This window comes from Lacticaseibacillus parakribbianus, from assembly GCF_025490915.1.
GTDB lineage: Bacteria > Bacillota > Bacilli > Lactobacillales > Lactobacillaceae > Lacticaseibacillus > Lacticaseibacillus parakribbianus.
Map to the genome: position 1 here is coordinate 1 of NZ_JANQBA010000012.1, position 21,064 is coordinate 21,064.

Here is a 21,064-nt window from a genome sequence, read left to right on the forward strand (position 1 = left end):
GACGGGCTGCGAATCCCTTGCTGATGTAGGTTGTTGTGTAGTTATAGTTCTGCGGAGCGTTTGTATCGCCACCAGACCAGAGCAGCGCCCATCCATTGAGACATTCGTTGATGTTCTTCTCCATCGTCAGCGTTGTGGCCGCAGCCATCTTCCACGCCCCAGACCACAACAAATTCCCGGTGTTGTTGATCTGCTGAAGCTTCTCCGAAGTGAGCACCCCGACATATGCCGGACTCGCATCGCTTTCTTTTGAGTACAAGGAGAGCTCGCCCATCGTCAGCGATGCACTTCTCTCCACGCCGAGATCCGACGTAACGCGGTTGAACGCGCCCGAAGGGCCAACCTCAGTGTGAAAGGCTTCGCCAAAACTAGCATCGTCAATCTTGCCATCAATGACCAAGTAGCCGTCGCCTAGGGTGGCCGTGCCCGAACCCGTCGTCGTCAGCTCTGACTGCACTCCGGCGGCATCCACTGACTGCCTTGAGAAGCTGCTGACGAATTTTGAGCCGTTAAACCGAACGCCGTTGAAGGTCAACCCGTTGAAAGTGGCTGCCGAAATGGCGGAAGCGCTGATAGGCTGTTCAACCCACTTTGTGCCGTCTGACTTGTAGAATTTTGTCGCGATGCCATCACCATCGAGTAACCAGAATTGGCTATTGGCAGGCGCGACCTTGGTCGGCAAGCTGGTTCCGCTCGCGTATGACGTGATATCGTGACCGTTTCGCACTTTGACAATCGGAATTTCATCCGAAATTAAAACCATCCTATCACCTCCTAATAGTCGAAGGACTGGTCAGTGCCAGCCCCAAATCGCAACAGGTCAACATGATGCTTGTCCGTATCGACCAGTACGACGTCCCACAGATCTTCCTCCAGTTTGCCCAGCGGCCGGTCACCTTGGTCTTTCTTTGGACGGCTCACAGAGCAGCCGATGGAGTAGCTGTGGATGCCATCGGTGCCGACGACCATTTTGTCGTTGTGGAAGTGCCCGTGAGCGAGAAACGCCAGCAGGCCCTTGGCGCCGCCGAAGTCGCAGTCCACCGAAGCCTTGAAGTCGGCGTTGGCCGTATAGCTGCCACTGTACGTGCCGCCAGACACAAAGGCATCGATGATGCCATCGATCATCTCGTAGTTGTATGGCACGTAGGCCATCGTATTGCTGTAGCGGTAGCCAAAGCCGAAATGCTGATAGATTGCCACCGTGGTGCCGGCCGGCGTATCCATAAGCGTCTGCGCCAACCAGGCAATCTGCGCCTGCCGATAGCCGGCGCAGTTGAGGCCTTGGTACTTGATGTAGCCGTCCGTATCCAAGCCGTCCGGTATGTCTTGCGGGTTGAGCACCAGCACGCGCATTGGCTTGCCTGGAACGTCATAGTAGTAGTAGCCGCCCGTCGAGTTCGCCGGGTCAGTCACGATGCCAAAAATAGTGCTCGGCCGCGTGGCTACCTCGTACATCTCGCGGTTGGTCAGCATCTGCGCACCCTTGCCGTGTAGACCTTTGGTGCCTGGTGTCGCCGGCTTGTAGTTGCGGATAACCTTGCTGATGCTGTTCGTGCGCGTGTCACCCCAGCAGTTGTTATCGTGGTTGCCCCAGCTCACAAAGTACGGGCACTTGGCAAGGCCGAGGTTAGACACGATTTCGCGAAAGTTTGACAGCGCGATGTCCTTCGACGCCGTGCCGCCGTCGTGCGTGTCACCGTTGTGGACGATGTAGTCTAGGTCGATGAGCTGGCTCAACTCGGCCACGTTTTTGACATGACCGGCCGAGCGGCTGTAATTTTCGAGGTCGTCGCGCGCAATGGTGTCGGTCGCGTAGTGCGTGTCGCTGATGTGGACGGATGTCACTGTATCAGCAGTCTGCAAGCGTAGCGCTTTGCGCGCCACGGCTTTGAGCCCGTCGATAAAGTAGATGGCCTGTACCAGCGGCTTTTTGATGAGCATCACCGCACACCGGACTTGGCCGGACTCGACAACGTCCGTGTCGGCCACGGTGACGGCCAGCTTATCAGCGTTAGCAGCCTCCCACGCCGCGTCGTGCGCCCCGCTTTTATCCACCTTGTACCAGATCAGGTCGCCAGGCGTGAGCGTGCTCGTGATGTCCTCGCCGTCGCGAAACAGCGTCGCCGTGACCGTGGTGGTCCTGGCGATGCCGTCCACAAAGCCGGAGCCGTTGTCCGTGCTCAGCTTGAGCACGTAGACGGCTGTATCCTCGACCTGCTGTTGCTTGGCTAGCAGATCGCTGCTGATACGACTGGCAAGTTGGGTGGCGTTGGTGATGGTGATGGTATTTTGTGTCTGATCGTCTGGATGCAGCTCCATGCTGGCAACGCGCGCTTTGAGCCGCAGTGCGGGATTGTAGTCCTCGTCGACAAAGGTCAGCGAGTCGCCGACCGCGAAGTCGCCGTCTTGAAAGACAAGCTCGACCTCGGCGCTAAAGCTCGGCTCGTTGCTTGATTGCAGCACCTTGAGCAGCTCCGTGTAGCAGTCCATCGGGTTCGACGCTGTGGAAGTCGCCGACTTCGTGATGAAGCCAGAGAAGCGTTCCTCGCTCGTGTTGCCACGCCCGTACTGCGCATTGGCCACGCGGTCGTAGATGATGGACTCGCCCATACGGGTGAAGTATCGGCCGTCGCCAGTGCTCAGGTCGTCGAAGCCGCTGTTGCTGTCCTCGATGGCCGTGATGATGTTGTCGGTGCTGACCGACGTGCGCATGGTCGTCACGTCGCGGCCGCTGTAAAAGATGCGGTCGGTCTTGTCGGCACCGATGCGGTGGAAGATGTTGACCAGCTTGCGTTTGATGCGTAGGTTTTGGAAGTCGAGCGAAAAGCTCATCTCGCAGTCGAAGGCCGTGCAGATGCGCTGCAGGCGAGCCAGTGGCGTCTCATCGCTGGACGTGTCGACCAGTGCCTTGATGTCGTGGCCCAACTCGTTGACCCCGATGGCCCACCCGCTGTCGTACAACTCACGCTGCACGTAGTACTCCAAGTACTGCGGCGCGTTCGAGGCAAAGACCGACGCGGAGCCGTTGTTTAGCTCCATGCCCAGGTCTTTGGCCGTGATAGGCCGCCCGGTCTCATCCTCGCCGTCAGTTGACACCACAGACACACATACGTCCTGGCCGGCGCCGTCTTGCCACACGAGGAATACGCCTGGCACGACGAGCGCGCTCTCTGGTGTGTCCTTGGAGACTGTGGCCTCTAAAATAGTCAGCAGCGTGCCGCTGTCCAGGCCAGGAGTAATCTTGAGGTCCTGCAGGATCACACCGGCGCTTGCGGTCGTGTCGATGGTGGTGAGTGCGTTGTAATTTCTGTCGATGACATGAATGATCACAAGAATTTCTCCCTTTCTGTTAATGTGCCGGTGAAGGTGCCATCAGACATCGCGTAGATGGTGGTGTCACCCTTGCCGACCTTGAACATCTGGCTGGAGCCCAGCACGCGATAAGAATCATTTCTGACCCCGTTGATGTAGACCTGGTTGGTCTCGCCATCGACGTGCAGCTCGTCACCGCTGCTAAAGGTCAGCGGGATAAGCGTGTCGTCTTCCGTGTTGATTTTTGTTACTTTGACGTGGGCAAACTCGATTTGCATTGACGGGAAGTCCCGCCACTGCGCGCCGTATAACGCAATCTGCGCCGTTGGAAGCATCGCCACCGTGTTGTTTACTCGGCTGAGCGTCGGACTCCCCCAGGTCTCGCGTCCAGTCTTGCCATTGAGCCGTGCCAGGCGGAAGGTGAAGTTATTGCCAACCTTTTTGATAATGGCAGTGCCGTAAAAGCCGCCGCCATCCTTGAGCACCTTGGCCGGCAGTGCGGTCGTGTTGACCCGCTCGTCACCAACAAAGAAGCTGTACGTGACCGCGTTGGCGGTCTGCACGTTGTCCTTGAGCTCAAACCCCGCGACAAAATTACCATCAGCATCGACCAGGTTGCCCTCGAGCAGGCCTTGGCACTTTGCTCCAGTTTTCGACGGCTTGAAGGTTATGAAGAACACGACCTCCACGTTATCGGCGGCCTCGGTCAGCTCCCTATTGAGTGTTGGCCCATGCCAATATCCAGCCTCCGTGTCATGCGCAAAGGTGCCATAGCTAGCCACATTGACCAGCTTGCTCTGCCACGACAGGGTGCCATCGGCCTTCGACGTGTGATCGCCATCGTCGGCGCGCCAGCGTATCTTGCCTGCGTTGACCGCCCACAGCGCTTTGGAGGAGGGCTCCATATAGTCGCTGATGAGTACCTTAGATGCCACGAAGTCGCTATCGTCCGAGTCTGCCTCAGGCGTCCCAAACTGCAGAATGTTGTCCTCGCTCGCAAAGCCGATTGCATTGGCGTCGGACTCGAATGTGATGTCAATGTCCAGCGGTGTTGCTGTGGTGCCATCGTTGGTGACTGTCACTGACCCTTCTGCTCCGATCGGAAAGCTACGAGGCGTGACTGAGTGTGCGACAGCGTCCGGGACCAGGAAGGTGATCGTGACGACGTTGTTTTGCACGTCCTCCGTCAATCCGGTTTGTCCGTCGACAATCGCGTCGTAGTACACGTTTGGCTCATCACCGAACACGAGCTGCTCCGTGCCATCGCTGGCGAGCGCATCAGCTAGCTCACGCCGCGCCGGGGCGAATAAAATCAAAGCCGCGACAGTAATGGTACCTGCCGCGGCCGTTGTGTACTGGAGTCTTTCCCCATCTGCTTGACCCATCTTGATTAGCTGAGTGGTCCTATTTTGACCGATATTCCGGACAACCGACTTAACGCCGTCGATCCACTGCATCAGGTCAACGCCGCCAAAGGTCAGCTTGTATCCTGTTTTAAGCACCATCAGTCACGTATCCCCTTTCTGCCGTTTTCGATATGCTGCTGTCTTGCCATCTCTACCTTGAGCACTGGCGCCATCTCTTTGGCCATCTGGCGTTTATCCAGATATGCGTTGAAATGGGCCTCGATGGTCTCGGTAATACCATTGCTGACCAACGTGGTCATCAGCTCGATGAGTTGGTCGAGCTGTGCGCTCACGCCACTCCCGCCGCTCTCGCCAATGCCGTCACGTGCCGCCATAGCAGCGGCCGTCTTGCCGAGCATCTCATAACCTCGAGACCGTTTAACCGCAGACAGCGGCACAGCAGCTTCTACGCCAGCCTCGCCGAAGATGCTCGGTGTGCTGGCAAAGCCGCCGTTGGCGTAGCCCAGTGGGCCACTGACGCGGGCGAACATTGACGGGCCGGAGCCGTACCGCGACTTGGCGTAGTGGATTCCGGCCAGCAGGTCGTCGTAGCCGTTCTGGATGTTACCGTGGCCCGGGAACTTGTACGCGTTGAAGGTCGGCATGATGGTCTGGACAAGCCCCATCGAAGGCACGCCCGCCTTGGCGTTGCTATCCCACAAGTTGATGGCGTGTGGATTGCCGCCGGACTCACGCTGGATGACACGCAGCCAGGCGCTGACTTGGCTTGCTGTAGCGTCGAAGCCGTTGGCCTTCAAGGCCTTGATGACACTTGGCTTCCACCGTGTGACACCAGAGCCTGTCGGGTTTGCCGGGGATAGCATGTCCTCGACCGCCTTAAGCTTTGACTTCATCCAGGAGCTGACGCCACTTGCCATCTTGCTGACGACACCCTTGCCCAGTTCTGTGTAGGTGCTGGTTATTGCAGTCAGGCCACTGGTGTACTTGGCGAGCAGATTCTCGACATTCTTGATTGGATGCGCCAGCCAGTCGGTCACAGCTTCGAGCTTGTCGCCCACACCGTTGAAGAAGCTACCAATAGCGCCGACCCAACCGCCCTTGGCGTAGTGCTCAATGCCTGCCGCGGACATGAGGCTCTTGGTCTCGCGGCCGTTGTAGACGCGCGTGCCTTCAGGGAGCGCAGTGACCGCGTTGCGGCCATGCAGCATCCCCATTGCTCCGTTTGGAAGCTGAAAGAGTTCCTTCCAGTCCGGGCCTGGGCCGTCGTTGACCATGACCATGTGCATCTTGCCGACGATGCCGCCTTGGGCGAGCTTTTGAATCTTGCCTAAGGCGTTCTTTCCAGTGAACTTGCGCCACAGCCAGTTGATGCCGCCGATAGCGCCGTTGACGATGCCGATCAGGGAGTTCATGCCCTTCTTGGCGTCAATTGCGATACCGGAGAAGATGGAGCTGAAGAAGGTGCTGATGCCATTCCAGGTGGACTTCCAGCCCTTGGAGAACTTAGTGCTCCAGCGACTGCGCCAGGACTCGACCTTGTCGCCCCAGTCGGACGCCTTGCTCTTAGCAGAGTCGAGGTAGTCGGACATGCTGCCCTTGAAGTACTTCCAACCCGACTTCCAGTTTTTCCCGAAGTTGGTCTTCCACTTGCTCCACCAGGTCGAGACGTTCTCGCCCCAGTCACTGACGCTTGTCTTGGCCTTCTTCAGGTTATCCTTGGTGCCGTCGGCGAAGCTCTTCCAACCGTTTTTCCAGTTCTTGCCGAAGCCCTTCTTCCACTTGCTCCACCACTTGGCGGTGCTGTCACCCCAGTCGGATGCGGACTCTTTGACTCCATCGAAGTTGTCAGATGCGGTCTTTTTGAAGGACTTCCACTTCTTTGACCAGGATTTGTCCTGGGCCTTACCCCACTTCGAGATTTTGGACTTCACGCCATCCAACTGTTTGCCGATGGCCTCGTTGAGGCCCATGGTGCGGGCGTCCTTCTCGAATCCGCCAAGCCACTTGCCGAAGGACTTCTTGGTCGACTTAAAGGTCTTATCGAGCCCGGTCTTCACATCGTCGAATTTATCGGTGATGTTGGTCTTGACCTTGTTAACGCCGGCTTTGGCATCTTTACTGGTCTTGTCTAGCCATGACTTGGTTCCTTTGCGCACGCCGCTCCAAAAGTCGTCCCAAGCCTTTTGCTGCTTCTTGTTGGCGGCCTTCTGCTTCTTCTCCATTTTGGCTTGTGCCTTCTGGTTTTCCTTCTGGATCTTATCCCACCATTTTTTGATGCCGCTGACACCCTTGTGCGCGTCATAGCCGAGCTTGCCGAGCCAGTCATCGGGCTTCTTGCCCTTGACTTTATCCCAGCCACTCATGAAGCCCTTAGCGGCGGTGCCGCCCCGCTTGCCGGCTACACCGCCAATTGCTGCGCCGAGCGCCGCGCCCATCGGGCCGCCGAAGGCCAGACCAATGCCGCCGCCCAGTGCCTTGCCGATGCCGGATCCGGCATCCTGGTACTTGGCCTTGCTGTCCGTGTCCGTGAAGGCCTTATAGATGTCCAAACCCGCGTCAATGCCGACACCTACGCCAGCGGCGCCCGTGGCAACCTTCCCGAGCTTAGTCATCTGCGACCAGCCACCAGCGCCCTTGACAGTGCTGAGGGCGCCACCAAAGGAATTGCCAGACAGTGCATTGCTAGTGACGTTCTTGATGGTGCTACCGACGCCAGTGGCGAGTTTACTACCAGCGATGGCCTTGAGGGTCGAGTACACGCCTTTCAGCGCCTTGCCGAAGGTGAGCACCTTGCTGGTCATCCAGAGACCGGCGAGCACACCGCCGAAGGCCTTGACGCCGTCGCGGTGCTTCACCATCCAGTCGAGGATGGCGTGGATCTCTTGGAGCGGGTCCTTGGCCTTCTTGCCGTTCTTGCCCGTGACGCCGAGCAGGTCGCCAACGGTCTTGAGCGTGCTCTTGAAGACATCCCAAGCGCCGCCCGTGATGAGCTTTACGATTTGCCAAGTGTCGCCGGCGATGCCCTTGATGTCCTTGGCGTGCTTGGCCAGGTAGTCGAAGGTGCCGGAGATGGTCTTCTGCAGACCCTCCAGACCGCGGTTGAGATAGGACACCAGGCTTGCGCTGCTATCCTTGCCGCCGCCGAATGCGTTGATGGCCTTGGTAAGGCCAGCGGAGAAGGTCTTGCCGATGCTGGTGAACTTGGCCTTGGTCTTGGACGAAGCCACCCAGTCTGACATGGTGCCGATGAGTGGGTTCGCCGCGGTGGTCAGCGGAGTGCTGATGGCGGACAGGAGCACAGGCATCTGCGACTTGACCGTGCGGATCATACCAGGAATGGTGTGCCCGAAGTTCTCGGTCGCTGATCCGTACTGCTTAGCGGTGTCTTTGAGGACCTTCTCCATCGTGTCGGATGAGATCTTGCCCTGAGACATTAGGTCGTTCATTTGCTGCATCGACAGCTTGTGGTTACCAGTAATTTGCCGTTCGGTCTTGAGCAGGTTCGTGCGCAGGACCGGGAAGGTGTTGACGAAGGACATCATGTCCTGCGCGCCGACCTTACCATTGGCCATCATCTGCGCGAACTGAGTGCCGAAGTTCTCGACTGCCGCGTCGCTGGCGCCGAAGGCGTCTTGCAGCGTGAGGACGGACTTGGTCAGCGCCTTGGTAGTGTCAGCGTTCTTGGAGATGGCGTAGAACTTCTGGTTCATGCCATCGACCATGTCCGTCGCATTGTTGGCCGCAATGGCCATGCTGTTGGTCATGTCGGCCATGTCCTGGCCTGACTTGGCGTTGCCCGTCAGCGTCGTCCAGGTTGCATTCATGGTCTGCTGAGCGAGACTGTACTCTTTGGCCGAGTCGACCGCGGAGCCAATCCAGCTGCTCAGGTGGCCCCAAACGTTCTGAACGGCGCTAGACAGGATGTTGGCGGAGAACACGTTCTTGAAGATGCTCTGGGTTTTTTCAGCCTTTTCGTTGACGCCGCCGATGGCCGTCTTGAGCCGTGTGAAGATGCCGGGGTTGGCCTTCTTCATGGCGTCGTCGAGCTGGTTCATTCGGTTCTTGGCCTCGGCCATCTTGGTCGCGGTTTCGTTGACACGGATAGACTGCTTGGCGTACGCCTCGGAGGTCTTGCCGCTGGCAGCCTCAATCTTCTTGAGCTCCGTCGCCTGCGCGCGGTAGATGGTCGACATCTTGTCGTACTGCTTGCCCAAGTTCTCGGCCTCAGCGCGGTTGGCTTGCGTCTGCTTGCCCTCCGCCTTGAGCCGCTCGACGTAGGCCTTGGATGTGTTGCCGATACGCTCCAGTTCCTTTTGGGCCTCAGCCACGCCGGACTTGTAGTAGTCCAGCGAGTCCTTGGCTCGGCCCTGTTGAGCGGTCATGGACTGCAGCTTCGTCGTAGCGCCGACAATCTGTTTCTCCATCTTGGCGAAGTCCTCGCCGCCTTTGGTCGTGCTAGTATCAAGCTTGCTCTGCTCAGCGCGCAGCTGAGCGATGTATTCCTTCTGGTGCTTGACGGAAGCAGAGAGGCCCTCGTACTTGGCCTTGGCCGCGCCCAGCTTATCACCGGCTGAGGCGAGTTCGGTCGACTGGGCCTTCCACTCGCCAGTCAGCGCGCTGACTTCTGTTTTGAGTTGACGCAGCGTCTTGACGGACTGGTCGCCGTCCAAGCTGATGCGCGTATTGAAAGTGCCTGCTGGGATTTTCCCTGCCATTAGCTCACCTCCTGCTCTTGAGTGATTGCATCCAGGTGAAGGCGTCCACTGGACGGTCCTTCTTGGCCCTGGCCTGCATAATTTGGTTCATTCGCTGGGCGCCAGCTTCTTCGTAGACGTCCGGCATGATGCCGAAGTTGACCATTGCCTGCTGTTCGTTATAGTCGAAGTCCTCGATCATATCGTCTAGCTGGTCGAGGTAGTCACTCGGCGTCGCTTTTTTGGTCGTCTTCGGTAGCGCCCTCCTGGGTGATGCCAAGCACCTTACCAGCGATATCCAGTGCGAAGAACGACACGTCCGCGCCGCTTGCCTTCTCAGTCCAGCCCAGCTGGAGCTTGGTAAGCCCAAGCGTCTTGACGATGTAGTCCACGTAGGTGTCCATCAACGCGAGCTGCGCGCTCATTGCATCGAGGATGCCCTGCGTGCTGGCCACTTGGCCTTCTGCCTTGTCCTGGTCAAGGTCGGCCTGAGCGCTGGTGCGCATGATTTCCATCGCGCGGCGCTGATTGCCCATGGACTCAGCCACCTTGAAGGTCTTCTTGATGCCGATTGGTGTCGCGTCAATCTCTACGTAGGTCATTGTTGATTCAGTCATGATTGTCTCCTATTCCTCCCACCCACCCGCTAGTAGTGACTAGCCTTGAGCTTGGGTAGTAGTGGTCGTGGTCGTCGGATTGGTCGTCGTTGTAGTGCTGGTGTTCTTGGCCTCGTAGCCGGCAAAAATGAAGGCCAGCATCTTCTCGTAGTCGAAGTCCTCGTCGTCAGAGTAGAACTTCTGGTACACGAGATGGTCGGATGCGCGCGCCTGGACACTGAAGGTCAGCGCATCGTGCGCGACCGTCGGGGACTGCTGGTTGGTACCAAGCGTCAAGTCGCCTGGCGTGTACAGGCCGGACGGGAAGGCGATGTACGCGTCCACGTCGCCGGTACGGTTCTTGCTGTGCAAGATGAGACCACCTTCAACCAGCACGCCGGACTTGCCTGCGTAGCCGCCGTTGACCTTGTCCGCGACAAGGCCGGAGTACTCGTCCATGATCTCGTGCGGGATGTCGTTAGCTGCCAGGGCGACAGACGGCTGAAGCACGCCGATGGTCTGCTCGGCCACGGCATCAGAACCGTAGACCTTCTCTGGCGCCGTAGACAGCCCGGTGATGTTGCCCTGAGTAGAACCCAGAGACGTGGACAGGTTGACCGTGAACGGGTTGGTGCTGGTGGAACCGGAAGTGGTGATGATTTGGTGTGTCTCGTTATCGTAGTGCGCGAGAACAAAGTCTGCTAAACCGCGTAATTCCATGTTTTATCTCTCCTTTTGATTGGTGAACTGAAAAACCTTCGTGTACTGGCCCGTCGTCGGGTCGTACGTGTGCGGCGCTGAGTAGGTCTCACCCCACCCGGCGCCCTCAAACGCATCAAAAACGGCCCGTTCCACGGCCGACGCATCGTCGGTCTTGGACAAGCCGTAGAAGATGTTGATGGCGACTGTCCGAGTGAAGCGCGTGGCCTTGTCGCCGCCGTACTCATCCGGCGTGTCGCCTTGTGCCTCTGTCAGCAGCACCACTGTTGACGTGGTGTCGTCGGCTGCGGCGTCTGGCAATCGGTTTGGGTAAACACCGTCCAGGTGTGGTACCTGGTCGATGATTGCTTTGGCTTCCATGACAGTGCTCATGACTCACCACCTCCAGTCAGCTGTTGATACTTGGCAAGCATGGCCGCGAATACATCACCCTTCGCCGCCTCTTGGGCGCGATCTGTGAAGTGCAGGTTGGCTAGCTCCTTGGTACTCATCTTCTTCTGGCCGTCGTTGAGCAGGCGGGCCAAGAAGTCGAAGTAGTGGTCGGACTGACCAACATCTGTGTCGCCCGTATTCAGGCCATCGGCAGTGTAGCCGTCCTTGTAGCGGTACTGGTCGGCCAAGTGCGCGCGCTTCTTCCGAGTTGCGTGTCCCGCCCGCTTACCGCCTTTTGAATAGTCGACATGCGAGCGCGGCGTCATGCGCTTGAGCACCTTGACGTACGCTGCGGCGCCAGCCGCAGTAATCTCGCCGCGCTCGGCGGCGGTCAGCGTCACGGCGGACTCTAGCTGCTTGTACCACTCCTTGATGGCGTCTCCAAAGTCATCACTAGCCACGTCGAACCACCTCCCGCAGTGTCAGCAGGTCGTAGGCGCGCGGCCCCGGTGCCGGCTCGGACTGGACGTCTGTGAGCTCGTAGGTGTGACCGAGCATCTGCACTCGGGTGATGCCGTCGTAGCTCGCGGCGTGCCGCGCTACGTACATCACCGTGTGCTCCCGGTCGGTGCCGGCAAGAGCGTACTGCTGGAGCATTGTGCGAGACCAGGCGCCGGCCAGCGCCTTGCGAGTAGCGACGAAGACGTCGATAGGGACGCCTTCAGAGCTGTAGGTGGTCCCCATATGGCCAAGCACCATGAGCCGGTCAAGCCGTACCGGTGTCGCCAGTTGTACCATCTTGGCTCACCTCCCATCGTGCTCGAAGCTTGCCAATAAGGTTGTTGGACACAATGTCCACGACCACGGGTGCGGATCCGGACTGCACGGCGACGGGGTTCTGGTAGTACGCGCCAGCAATTGCCAGCACTGCCACGTCCATCAGGGCTGCGTTGCCATCTGCCACGGCGAAGTCATCGTCGCAGCCTACCGAGTCCTTGACGTAGGTCTCGGCGGCGTTAAGGTATCCCTGGAGCAACTTGTCCTCGGCCGCATCTAGCTCGTCGTCATCGAACCTGGGCTTGCGCAGCGATGTGCGCAGGTCATCAAGTGTTGCCATCTATCATCACCGCCTTTATCGCATCCACATACTTGACCGAGCAACGCGCTGGGTCGACGAAATTCAAATCATCCCCAAATGGTGTGCGGTCGGTGTATTGGCCTTTGAAAAAGAGCTGGTCGTCGTCCGGAGTCACGCCGGCGTTGTGCAGGAGTTTGACCTGCCCCCAGCGGTCTACCGGGTCCGTCGGCCAGCAAAAAGCCAGCTCCGGGCTCACCATTGGACCGATGTTGAAGTACATCATGTTCCAAAGCTGCGCCCACATCTCGGCCGTCCAGACCTGAATATCGGACCCGCTGGCCAGTAGGTACTCGTACAACCGAACACTATCGCGATAGACCTTGCCCCAATATTCGGCGCTCGGGTCTTTGATCACCCACTGCGCGCCGCCACTGTTGTGGTTGATGGTTTCGAGAGACTCGGTCGTCACGCCAACGATCTCGGCCATTCGCGACAGCACGGTTGGCCCGTCGCGGCACTGGCGAATATAGTCCAGGCTCAAGTAACCGACCGTGTCCGAGCAGTACCACCGATCCGGCGTCGCGTTGACGGTGCGGAAGTCCGGTCGTGCGCGGAAAATCACGTCACTATCGATGTAGAAATACTTCTCGTGTTCGCGACTGCTGTCCTCTGCCAGATACCTCCACCACAGATACGGTTTGACCGATGGCTGATAGATTTTGTTTTCGCGCTGGTCTTGATACACATGGACCTCGACTCCATACTTTTTCGCCAGGCGTTGCGGTACGGATTGGTCGGACTGGGCAAAAAGCAGCACGATGTCAGCCAACCTGAAACCAACGGCCTTGGCGTTAGTCAGAAATACCTCCAGCTCCCACTCAAAGCGCGTGATGGCCGGCTGGCATAGGATTAGCTTCATCGGCTAGCCCCCCTCCTTGGTAGTCGTAGTCGTGGTGGTTGGCTTGGTGGTGGTCGTGGTTGTGGTGCTCGTCGTCGTAGTCTCAGACGACGCTACGCTTTTGGGGTCTGGTCAGCAATGGCGCTGAAGGAACCGTATACAGCAGCCTCGTCGTCGGTCAGCTGAACGTCGAAGCGGTCAATGACACGAATCTTGGTCTGATCCTTCTCGAAGGCACCGCCGCCAACGTTGGTGGTGAGCAAAGACATGTTCTCGCGGTCGAACAGCGTAACAGCTTCTGCCGTGTCGCCGTAGATCAGCGGGAAGCTGCCATCTTCGGCGCTCGGCAGGTCACGGTCTTCAATGACATGCACAGTGACGCCTTCAATCTGCTTGCGTTCCGGCTGGGTGACGTCTGGCTGGACCATGTAGCGGCCCTCGGCATCCTTCACCTTGGCGAGCACGGCGAAGCCGGACTTGTTGGTGATGATGAGCGAAGATGCCTGCAGCGCGGTGTCCACGCCAAGCAGAATCAGGTCCTTGACGTCGTCGAAGGTGGCAACCGTCTTCTTGTTCTTCAGGCCTGCGAATGCGGCGACAATCTTCTGGTTGCGGGTCACAACGACCTTCTTGGCAATCCAGCTGGAGAGCCATGCCAGTAGGTTGTCGGCAGTGTCCTTGAGCAGAGAGTTAGTGATGGTGTTGATGCCAGCGTACCGGTGAATCAGGTACTTGATGAGGTGCAGCTTCGGGTCGTCGTTGTCGGCGATGGTAGCCGTCTCGTCGTCCAGGTCAGCCAGTGGCGTAATCTCGGAGAACTTCTCGTACACACGGGAGCCGCTGAGCGTGCCAACCTTCTCGACTGTGACGAATTGTTCCAGCTGGTCGTACTTGCGCTTGAGCAGGTTGATGGCGGTCTCGATGTCCTGCGGAATGGTCAGGCCAATCGCGTTGCCGGCTTCGTCGGTGTCAGAAGTGATCAGGTTGACAATCTTCGCGTCCCCGCGAACCATCGCCTTGAAGTCGGCGACGAACTTGTCCTCGACGCTCTTCTCTGGTTCGGACAGCGGCTTCTTGGCGTTGTTGTCCATCTTAGCGACTTCAGCAGCGCGGGCCTCAGCAACCTGGCCGCCGAGTGCATCGCGCTGGGCGCGTGCATTGTCGCGCTGGGCCTTCAGGGACTCGAAGTCTTCCTTGCTGAACTTGTCATCAAGAGCTGCAGCGTTGAGCTTGGCGTTAAGGTCTTCGACCTTCTGACCGGCGCCGATCCAGGCGTCGTTGAGCTTGTTAATATCTGGGTGCATTGTTATTCCTCCTCGGGCTCTCGGCCCATCAAAATAGCCAGCTTTGCGTCTCGCAGAGTTGGCTTCGTCTTAGCGGTTGGTTGTGGTGCTGGTGCGGCCGTCGGGTTGAGCTTGTCGAACAGCGACCGCATCCGGTCGAGCGCCGAATTAGGCACGGCGCGGTGACTGGCACTGGCGGCGACCTGAGGCTTGGCATCGTCGAACATGATGCTATCGGCGAAGCCCCAATCCACCGCCTGCTTGGCAGTAATCCAGGACTCCTTGACCATCAGGTCGAGAATCTCACCTTCAGTCTTCCCAGTCTTGGCGACGTACGCTGGCACGATGGTCTGGTCGACCTGGTCAAGCATTGTCTTGGCTTGATTCATGTCGTCAGTGTTGCCTTGTGCCACGGTGGAAGCGCGGTGAATCATCAGTGCGCCGGTCGGCGAGATGTTGACGGTCTTGCCTGCCATTGCAATCACGGAGCCCGCCGAAGCGGCAAGCCCTACGATGTTGACGGTCACGTTGCCTGGCCGTGCCCGCAGCATCGAGTAGATGGCAGACGCCGAGAAGACGTCGCCGCCGTCGCTTGAGATGTTGACCGTGACGTCGTCTGTTTCGTCTGCAGCCAGCTGGCGGCGGAAGGATCCCTCGCTGATGCGCGGGATACCGAAGAAGTCGTACATTGGCGCGTACTCGTCGTTTTCGGCCAGCACGTCGCCGTGTGCTTCAATCGTAATCATTCGTTTTCACCTCCCTTCGGTGGTTCAGTGATCGGCGCTGGCACCGTGGTGGCATCGGGCATGTCGTCGCGTAAGTAGCCGGTGTTCTTCAGCAGCCAGACCGCTTGGGCGCTGTCAATGATGCCGCCCTTGCGCATGTTGACGGCCGCGGCGGCGAAGTTGCTACCCATTGGGTCAATCACCGGCCACAGGTCCGCCTCGAAGTCGGCTGCGCACTTGACGTTGAGCTCACTCACCGCGCTTTGTGCGTACCGGTTTAGCGCCTTGACGTACATCCCCGTGATCTGGTCGACAGAAGACTGTTGGTCGCCCTGCCCGTTGACGTAGGTATCCGGAATCCCGTACACCTTGGCAATTTGCTTAGCCGTCCAGTCGGTTTGGCTGAGCAGCTGGGCCACGTTACTCTGAACTTCAAGCTTCGAGTAGTCTTCGAGGTCGTCCAGCACGATTGGGCCGCCGTTACTCTGCTGCTGTTGTGCCATAAACTCACGCGAGCGTGTGGCCTTTTCCTTGGCGTTGAGCAGGCCGCCCTTGGTCACCTTCAAGACGCCAGGCGCAGTCACGGCCTGGCTCAATGCGTCCAGGGTCAGCTTGTTGTTGGCCTTCTTGATGTTGAGCTCGTCTGCCAGAGCGGACAGCGGGCTGATTGCGGTCATCCCGCCGTTCTTTGATAGCAGGCGGAAGTGCAGCACATCGTTTTGCGGCACGGCCTGAAGCAGGCCGATGTCCGGCTCATCGAAGGCCAGATTGTAGATCAGCCCGGAGCCGTCGGATAGCTGGAAGGCATTGACCTGCGAGGGACGCAGGTACTCCCAGCGCACGTCCACGCCGTTGACGTTGCGCCAGCGGTACACGAAGGACTCACCAGACAGCAGCAGCTGGGCGAACACTGATGTCCAGAACGAATGCCCGTTGCTGGTGGCACTTGGGTTCGCCACGAAGGCGTCCATGCGCTTGCTCGTGGCGCGGTAGTTGATCGTCGCCAGGTCGCTTGCCAGCTGCATCACCACGGAGTAGATGTCCGAGTTGTGCAGCGCGCGGTCAGCGCTCACGTACTGGCCGGAGCTGCCGCTGTTCGCGATGGCAAAGTTCAGCACGTCCTCGTAGTTGTCGCTGGCGGGCGCGAAGGGATCAGCCTTGTTCTTGATGGTAAAAATCGGCATTAGTCATCACCTCCCTTCTGGCCTGCGATCACCTCGCACAGCCAGCCGAGGAAGGCCAAAGACAGCGCCAAGGCGAGGTAGAACCACCCGAGGCCAAACTGGTAGGCCCCAGCGCAGAACGCCACCAGCGCCAGGATAAAGCACAGCACGTCGGCGACGTGCCAGATGGCGGAACCTAATCTACTGAAGATCATCCGTGTCACCTCCCTCAAGGTTGTGTTGGCTGCGGAACCACTCGGCGACTTGCTCCTGCGTCATGCGGTCGACCTGCTTGGACTTGTCGTTGACCATCGAGTAGCCCTCGAAGTCGTACATCGCCTGGTACATCGAATCGATGCCGGCGTCGACAACGTCGATTTTGTAGGTGGCCGCGGCCTTGTCGACCTGGATGCCAATCTTGTCCTCGTACAGCTGGGCGTTGATGAGCGCCTTGGCCATGATTGGGTCGTCTGGACGGTCGATGGTGCCTTCGACAAAGCATTTCTGCAAAAACTTAGTCGGATCCTTGAGTTCACTAGTGCGCTGCCGGATGGCTTCGAGCGGCCAAGACGTGTTGAGCTCCAGCTGCTTGATGGCCTTGGTCGCGCCCCAGGCGTCGTAGCCGAAGAAGACCACGTCCAGGCCATTGTCGTCGACAAAGTCCATCAGCCACTGGTAGACCTGGTCGTCATTGATGAGGCCCTTCGGGTGGCTGGTGATGGTGCAAAACTCCGGAAACTCGCGGTAAGCGATGCCGTCCTGTTTTTCCTTGGCCGCGATGGACCCGGCGCGCTCCCACGGGATGAAGCTGTGCTGTTCGACGTGCCAGTGCTGCGAGCCGTCATCCCGAAGGTACGGGTAGGTGAACCAGATGGCAGTGTTATCGCTGAACATCGAGTAGTCGAAGCCCACGTAGACGCGACGGCCGCGGATTGAGAAGTCCGGAATCACAGACCGCTCGATGTCGTGAAGCTTCAGGAAGCTGCTGGCCTTCTCTTGGAGCCACATGTTCAGATTTTTGTTTTGAAACTCGGCTACGGTTCCGTTCGCCAGGGCCTGGTCGCGAGCGTCGGTCAGTCCGCTGATGAGTGTGTTGTACTGATCCTTGAGACCAAGCAACGGGTTAGACTTCGACCATGTCTCGGGTTTGTAGGTCTCGGACAGTTCGTCCTGCGCCCACACTAGGCAGAGGCGCCGGTCGTTGGAGCGGTCGCTATCGCGCTCCATGACTTCCTGCATCATCTTTTGGTCGACGTGGAACGGTACTGACGGGTCAGGGTAGCTGGTAGAGATCTGGATGTACTGATGGTTCGGCACCTTGACCTGGCCGGACGTAATCTTGCTAATACGGTCGCGAGTCTTGACCTCGCCCACCTCGTCAAACACAGCAACGGTGAAATGGTAGCTGTCGTACTGGCCCGACTCGTGTGGAATCTCGCGCAGCACGTTGTTAACCGTGCGTTGGACGAATTGGTCATTGAGCAGCACAAGACCGGACTGCTTGGCTAAGGCGTCAAACGGTGGAATCTGAATGATTGCACGCAGCATCGTTTTGATGTAGCCAAACAGCTTATTCGTCTGTTTGAAATTGATGGAGCTGACCAGGAAGTCCTGGTTCGACCGGCCGAGCGGCTCAATCAGAAAGCTGTAAGACATGTAGATGCCCATCAGGTAGGTCTTGCCCTGGCCGCGGCCGACGCTCAGGTCTGCACGGGTGTACCGCTTCTGGCCGTCTAGCGTCACCCAGCCAAAAAGCTGACTCAGTGCGAACTTCTGCCACAACATGAGCTTTGACGGTTCGCCTGAGTCGACGTCCGGGCAGATGGCAGCAAACTTGAGGATGGCTCCCGTCTTCCCTAGGTCGTAGCGAAATGGGAAGTTCTCTTGCTCAGCCTCGGCGCGGCGCAGGTCCTGCACGTGCCGAAAACACGCCAGGCGCATCGTGTAGCCGGCCAGAATCTCGCCGTCCAGGACACGAAAGGCGTAGACAGTGCCCGGGTCCTTGTACTTGTCGCGAATGGCGCGGTAGTCGTGCTTGCGATAGGCGCCGATGACGTCGTGGCTCTGCGTGAGGTCCAGTGGCTCATCATCAATCATCAGCACCACCACCTAACAGATTCTTGAGGGCCTTGCCCACGTCCACGTCACCGGATGGCGAAGTGCTGCCGACCAGTTCGGCCAGCTCAGCCCGAGACTTCGGTGATAGCCCGAGCTGAGCGCCAACCGAGGCCAGCTGCTTGAGAGCGTCGTTGTAAATGGATGTGGCAGGGTTGCGCTTGTAGCCGAGGAAGTCCTTGCCAATCACCTCACCGCGGTTGTTTTGCACTGAACGGTAGGCTTCGGTCTGGGCGCCATTCTTTTTGATGCTTTCGTAAGCCTTGCGGTAGATTTCGTACTGTGTGCAGTACATCTCGACCAGGCTTTGGTCAATACGGCGGACGTCGTGACCCTGGACCATCAAAAAAGGGACGATGCGGCGCCAGGTGGCAGCAGCAATCCTCCCAAAATATTTCGGCGGGTCTTTCGACAATTGGCCGCCGTTTTGAGCGTTAAAGGCTGATTTTCCCATCATCTTCGCCTCCTTTCGGCCCCGGTGGGTCGAATTGTTTCAGACACGCCGTTTGCGCGTCCCTGTGACTGTGTGTGCGCTCCTCCTACTCCCGCAAGGGGGCGGGGGGATGAAAAATAATTGCTAGAATTTGATGGGTAGCTTGTAAATATCACGAATCCAAGGCGCGCCGGTCGGCTGATTTCCTTGGCCTGTGCCGTAATACTCTTGCTCCCACTTAGTTTTGGCTCTGTGTGTTGCTGGTGAGCATGTGACTAAGTTGCTTGGGTCATCCATCAACTCCGGTGCAATCTCTGCGGGAACGATATGATCAACCGTATTGCCTTGCACTATCCGACCTGCAAGCTTGGCATAATGATCCATGTGCATGTCCCTGTCCATCACCTCACGCCGTAGCGACTGCCATTGGCGTGACCGATAGAACTGATACTGCTTGGACTTGGTAGCGTTGCGATTGCGTGTGTGTTGGTTGTACTTGCGTTGATAGTTGGTATCATGACCGCGTGCCCAGCGCTCACGAGTAGCTAGATAGTCAGCCTCTTGGTCGATATGCTTAACACAATACCAGTGCGGTATCTCACACATTGCATGACAGCCAGTGGCTCGGCATCGTCTAACTCTTGGCATGTGTGTCACTCCTCATGTAAGACGATTGCCAGCACTATCCAGAATACTATCCAAATCATCCATGCAAGCAGCGGCATGAATACTAGCAACCAACCCCATGCAATTAAGCCGAATAGCTTGGCCAGCACGAATATGAGCGTCAGAAACAACAAAAAATAGTACATGCGTTCTTCCTCCAATATTGAGACAACGTGCTTTAAATAGACAATTCGTTTATTCTGCCTATTGCATCTGTTCACCTGCTGAAATATAATTAACCCGTCCAACACGATTAGGTGTTGTTCACCCCTGACGTCCAGTTTATTCACACGACGTATGCCCTTGGCCCCCAACCGAGGGCTATTTGCTTGCATTATTTAATAAGTCTGTGAGATAATGCTAAGTAAAGGGAGGTAATATCTATGAGCTTAGATGGTAAAATTGATAGCACTAAGGACAAGATCTCCGGTAAAGCAAAAGAAGTTGAAGGTAAAGTTACTGGTGATAAAGCCCGCGAAGCACAAGGAAAGGCTGAAGGCGTACTTGGCAAAGTAAAAGAAAAGTTAGACGATGCCAAAGATGCCGTTAAAGATACTGTTGATGATGTGAAAGAAAAACTTGATAAAGATTAGTCTTACGGCCGGCATTTGCCGGCTATTTGTTTGCAAAAAAATAGCTCCTCACCGTTTGGCGGAGTGCTTGCGTAAATAAAAAGACGCCTAAGCGTCCTTGAGAAATAAAACTTATTGGTTATTTTGAACGGCCTGATCAGCTTTAGCGTGTGTCGCCTGAACATCACTCAATGCTTGGTTCATATCGGCATTGTTTTTGTTTTGCGCATCGGAAAGCTTTTGCTGTGCGTCTGCTAGCTGTTGTTGAAGATCGGAGACTTTCTTGTTGGCTGCATCAACCTCAGCTTGCTTAGCAGCAACTTTCTGGTTGCCTTCATCAATTTTCTGATTGATTTCGTTAATTTTTTCTTGAATCTCAGTCTGCTTGTCGGCATTAGCCTGAGTGAGTTGGTCCTGTAGGGCCTTAATCTGATCTTGGTAACCACTAACGGAAGACTTGGCATTACCAAGGTCAGTCGTCAACTGTGTAATCTGACTGTTCTTACTTTGGACACGACTGGCAAGTGTGTCAATGTCGGTGTTAATAGCTTCAACATCTACGTGTCCTGCCCAATAATCATCCGCAAAAGTTTTTACGCCAAATCCAGTTCCCAGTAGCGCAATCGCAGTGGCGGAAATTACTAAGCTCTTTTTTAAATTCATGACGGTAGTTCCTCCTATGATTTGATTAGTAAACAGCAACGTGCAAAATATTAACACGTATGACTAGGTTATGCAATGCTTTGATGCAATCGGCTGGATTTGAACCAGCGACATACGTCGTTTAGGCGATGGCTCTACCATACTGAGCTACGATTGCTATACTGTCCGTCATCACGTCCTCAACGGTATGAGTGGCACGAAGGCCATATGCGTGATGCAGTATTTTTGAGTCGCTCGCTCGCCCAGTTTAGTATGGGGTCATCGCAAGCTCTTCCCCGTGCCGGAATCGGACCGGCAGCCGTGCGTGGCTTCCATATCGGGGTTACCTGTCCATGGCTTTATCATCACCACAGACCGACATAAACCAAGAAAGAAGGCGTGCCTCAGGTTCTCGCCTTTGGCACAAT

At 57.1% G+C, this 21,064-nt stretch carries 20 protein-coding genes, 1 tRNA gene and 1 pseudogene; 1 reads left to right on the forward strand and 21 read right to left on the reverse strand.

Annotated elements, in window-relative coordinates:
* The 19 genes and pseudogenes from NUH19_RS09945 to NUH19_RS10035 form a co-directional block, all read right to left on the reverse strand.
* Positions 1–763: pseudogene (locus NUH19_RS09945) on the reverse strand (hypothetical protein); the annotation flags it as partial.
* Positions 764–774: 11 nt separating this feature from the next.
* A complete protein-coding gene (locus tag NUH19_RS09950; RefSeq protein ID WP_262316406.1) occupies positions 775–3,330 on the reverse strand; it encodes a phage tail spike protein in 2,556 nt (851 codons plus the stop codon).
* Positions 3,327–4,817: a distal tail protein Dit gene (locus NUH19_RS09955; RefSeq protein ID WP_262316407.1), complete on the reverse strand. Its 1,491-nt coding sequence runs from the start codon at positions 4,815–4,817 to the stop codon at positions 3,327–3,329. The genes NUH19_RS09950 and NUH19_RS09955 overlap by 4 nt, the downstream gene beginning before the upstream one ends.
* A complete protein-coding gene (locus NUH19_RS09960) occupies positions 4,817–9,394 on the reverse strand; it encodes a tape measure protein (RefSeq protein WP_262316408.1) in 4,578 nt (1,525 codons plus the stop codon). The genes NUH19_RS09955 and NUH19_RS09960 overlap by 1 nt, the downstream gene beginning before the upstream one ends.
* 4 nt (positions 9,395–9,398) lie before the next feature.
* Positions 9,399–9,653: a hypothetical protein gene (locus NUH19_RS09965; RefSeq protein WP_262316409.1), complete on the reverse strand. Its 255-nt coding sequence runs from the start codon at positions 9,651–9,653 to the stop codon at positions 9,399–9,401.
* Positions 9,598–9,990 (reverse strand): hypothetical protein, encoded by a 393-nt coding sequence (locus tag NUH19_RS09970; protein ID WP_262316410.1) that lies wholly within the window; start codon positions 9,988–9,990, stop codon positions 9,598–9,600. Before NUH19_RS09970 ends, NUH19_RS09965 begins: the two co-directional genes overlap by 56 nt.
* Before the next feature lie 39 nt (positions 9,991–10,029).
* Complete coding sequence (locus NUH19_RS09975) at positions 10,030–10,689, reverse strand: phage tail protein (RefSeq protein WP_262316411.1); 660 nt, start codon at positions 10,687–10,689, stop codon at positions 10,030–10,032.
* Between the two features lie 3 nt (positions 10,690–10,692).
* Positions 10,693–11,061: a DUF806 family protein gene (locus tag NUH19_RS09980; protein ID WP_262316412.1), complete on the reverse strand. Its 369-nt coding sequence runs from the start codon at positions 11,059–11,061 to the stop codon at positions 10,693–10,695.
* Complete coding sequence (locus tag NUH19_RS09985; RefSeq protein ID WP_262316413.1) at positions 11,058–11,522, reverse strand: phage tail protein; 465 nt, start codon at positions 11,520–11,522, stop codon at positions 11,058–11,060. Before NUH19_RS09985 ends, NUH19_RS09980 begins: the two co-directional genes overlap by 4 nt.
* Positions 11,515–11,820, reverse strand: coding sequence for a hypothetical protein (locus NUH19_RS09990; protein ID WP_262316414.1), 306 nt, complete (start codon positions 11,818–11,820; stop codon positions 11,515–11,517). The genes NUH19_RS09985 and NUH19_RS09990 overlap by 8 nt, the downstream gene beginning before the upstream one ends.
* Before the next feature lie 7 nt (positions 11,821–11,827).
* Positions 11,828–12,178, reverse strand: a complete 351-nt coding sequence (locus NUH19_RS09995) for a head-tail connector protein (protein WP_262316415.1) — start codon at positions 12,176–12,178, stop codon at positions 11,828–11,830.
* On the reverse strand, positions 12,165–13,058 hold the full coding sequence (locus NUH19_RS10000) for a hypothetical protein (RefSeq protein WP_262316416.1): 894 nt from the start codon (positions 13,056–13,058) through the stop codon (positions 12,165–12,167). The genes NUH19_RS09995 and NUH19_RS10000 overlap by 14 nt, the downstream gene beginning before the upstream one ends.
* A 92-nt stretch (positions 13,059–13,150) precedes the next feature.
* Positions 13,151–14,341, reverse strand: a complete 1,191-nt coding sequence (locus NUH19_RS10005; RefSeq protein ID WP_420844685.1) for a phage major capsid protein — start codon at positions 14,339–14,341, stop codon at positions 13,151–13,153.
* Between the two features lie 2 nt (positions 14,342–14,343).
* The gene (locus NUH19_RS10010) at positions 14,344–15,066 is read right to left on the reverse strand and encodes a head maturation protease, ClpP-related (RefSeq protein WP_262316417.1); all 723 of its coding nucleotides are present in this window, start codon (positions 15,064–15,066) and stop codon (positions 14,344–14,346) included.
* Positions 15,063–16,229, reverse strand: a complete 1,167-nt coding sequence (locus NUH19_RS10015; RefSeq protein ID WP_262316418.1) for a phage portal protein — start codon at positions 16,227–16,229, stop codon at positions 15,063–15,065. The genes NUH19_RS10010 and NUH19_RS10015 overlap by 4 nt, the downstream gene beginning before the upstream one ends.
* Positions 16,229–16,423 (reverse strand): DUF1056 family protein, encoded by a 195-nt coding sequence (locus NUH19_RS10020; protein WP_262316419.1) that lies wholly within the window; start codon positions 16,421–16,423, stop codon positions 16,229–16,231. Before NUH19_RS10020 ends, NUH19_RS10015 begins: the two co-directional genes overlap by 1 nt.
* Positions 16,410–18,305 (reverse strand): terminase large subunit, encoded by a 1,896-nt coding sequence (locus NUH19_RS10025; RefSeq protein WP_262316420.1) that lies wholly within the window; start codon positions 18,303–18,305, stop codon positions 16,410–16,412. Before NUH19_RS10025 ends, NUH19_RS10020 begins: the two co-directional genes overlap by 14 nt.
* Entirely contained in the window at positions 18,298–18,780 is a 483-nt protein-coding gene (locus tag NUH19_RS10030) for a phage terminase small subunit P27 family (protein ID WP_338085560.1), read from the reverse strand. The genes NUH19_RS10025 and NUH19_RS10030 overlap by 8 nt, the downstream gene beginning before the upstream one ends.
* Positions 18,781–18,900: 120 nt before the next feature.
* Positions 18,901–19,404, reverse strand: a complete 504-nt coding sequence (locus NUH19_RS10035; RefSeq protein ID WP_262316421.1) for an HNH endonuclease — start codon at positions 19,402–19,404, stop codon at positions 18,901–18,903.
* 401 nt (positions 19,405–19,805) lie between these two features.
* On the opposite strand from NUH19_RS10035, the gene NUH19_RS10040 reads away from it, so the two are divergent.
* Complete coding sequence (locus tag NUH19_RS10040) at positions 19,806–20,015, forward strand: CsbD family protein (protein WP_054722786.1); 210 nt, start codon at positions 19,806–19,808, stop codon at positions 20,013–20,015.
* 111 nt (positions 20,016–20,126) lie between these two features.
* Here NUH19_RS10040 and NUH19_RS10045 read toward each other — a convergent pair whose 3' ends face one another.
* Both NUH19_RS10045 and NUH19_RS10050 read right to left on the reverse strand, forming a co-directional pair.
* Positions 20,127–20,657, reverse strand: coding sequence for a hypothetical protein (locus NUH19_RS10045; RefSeq protein ID WP_262316422.1), 531 nt, complete (start codon positions 20,655–20,657; stop codon positions 20,127–20,129).
* 84 nt (positions 20,658–20,741) lie between these two features.
* A tRNA-Arg gene (locus tag NUH19_RS10050) sits at positions 20,742–20,814 on the reverse strand.
* Positions 20,815–21,064: the final 250 nt, after the last annotated feature.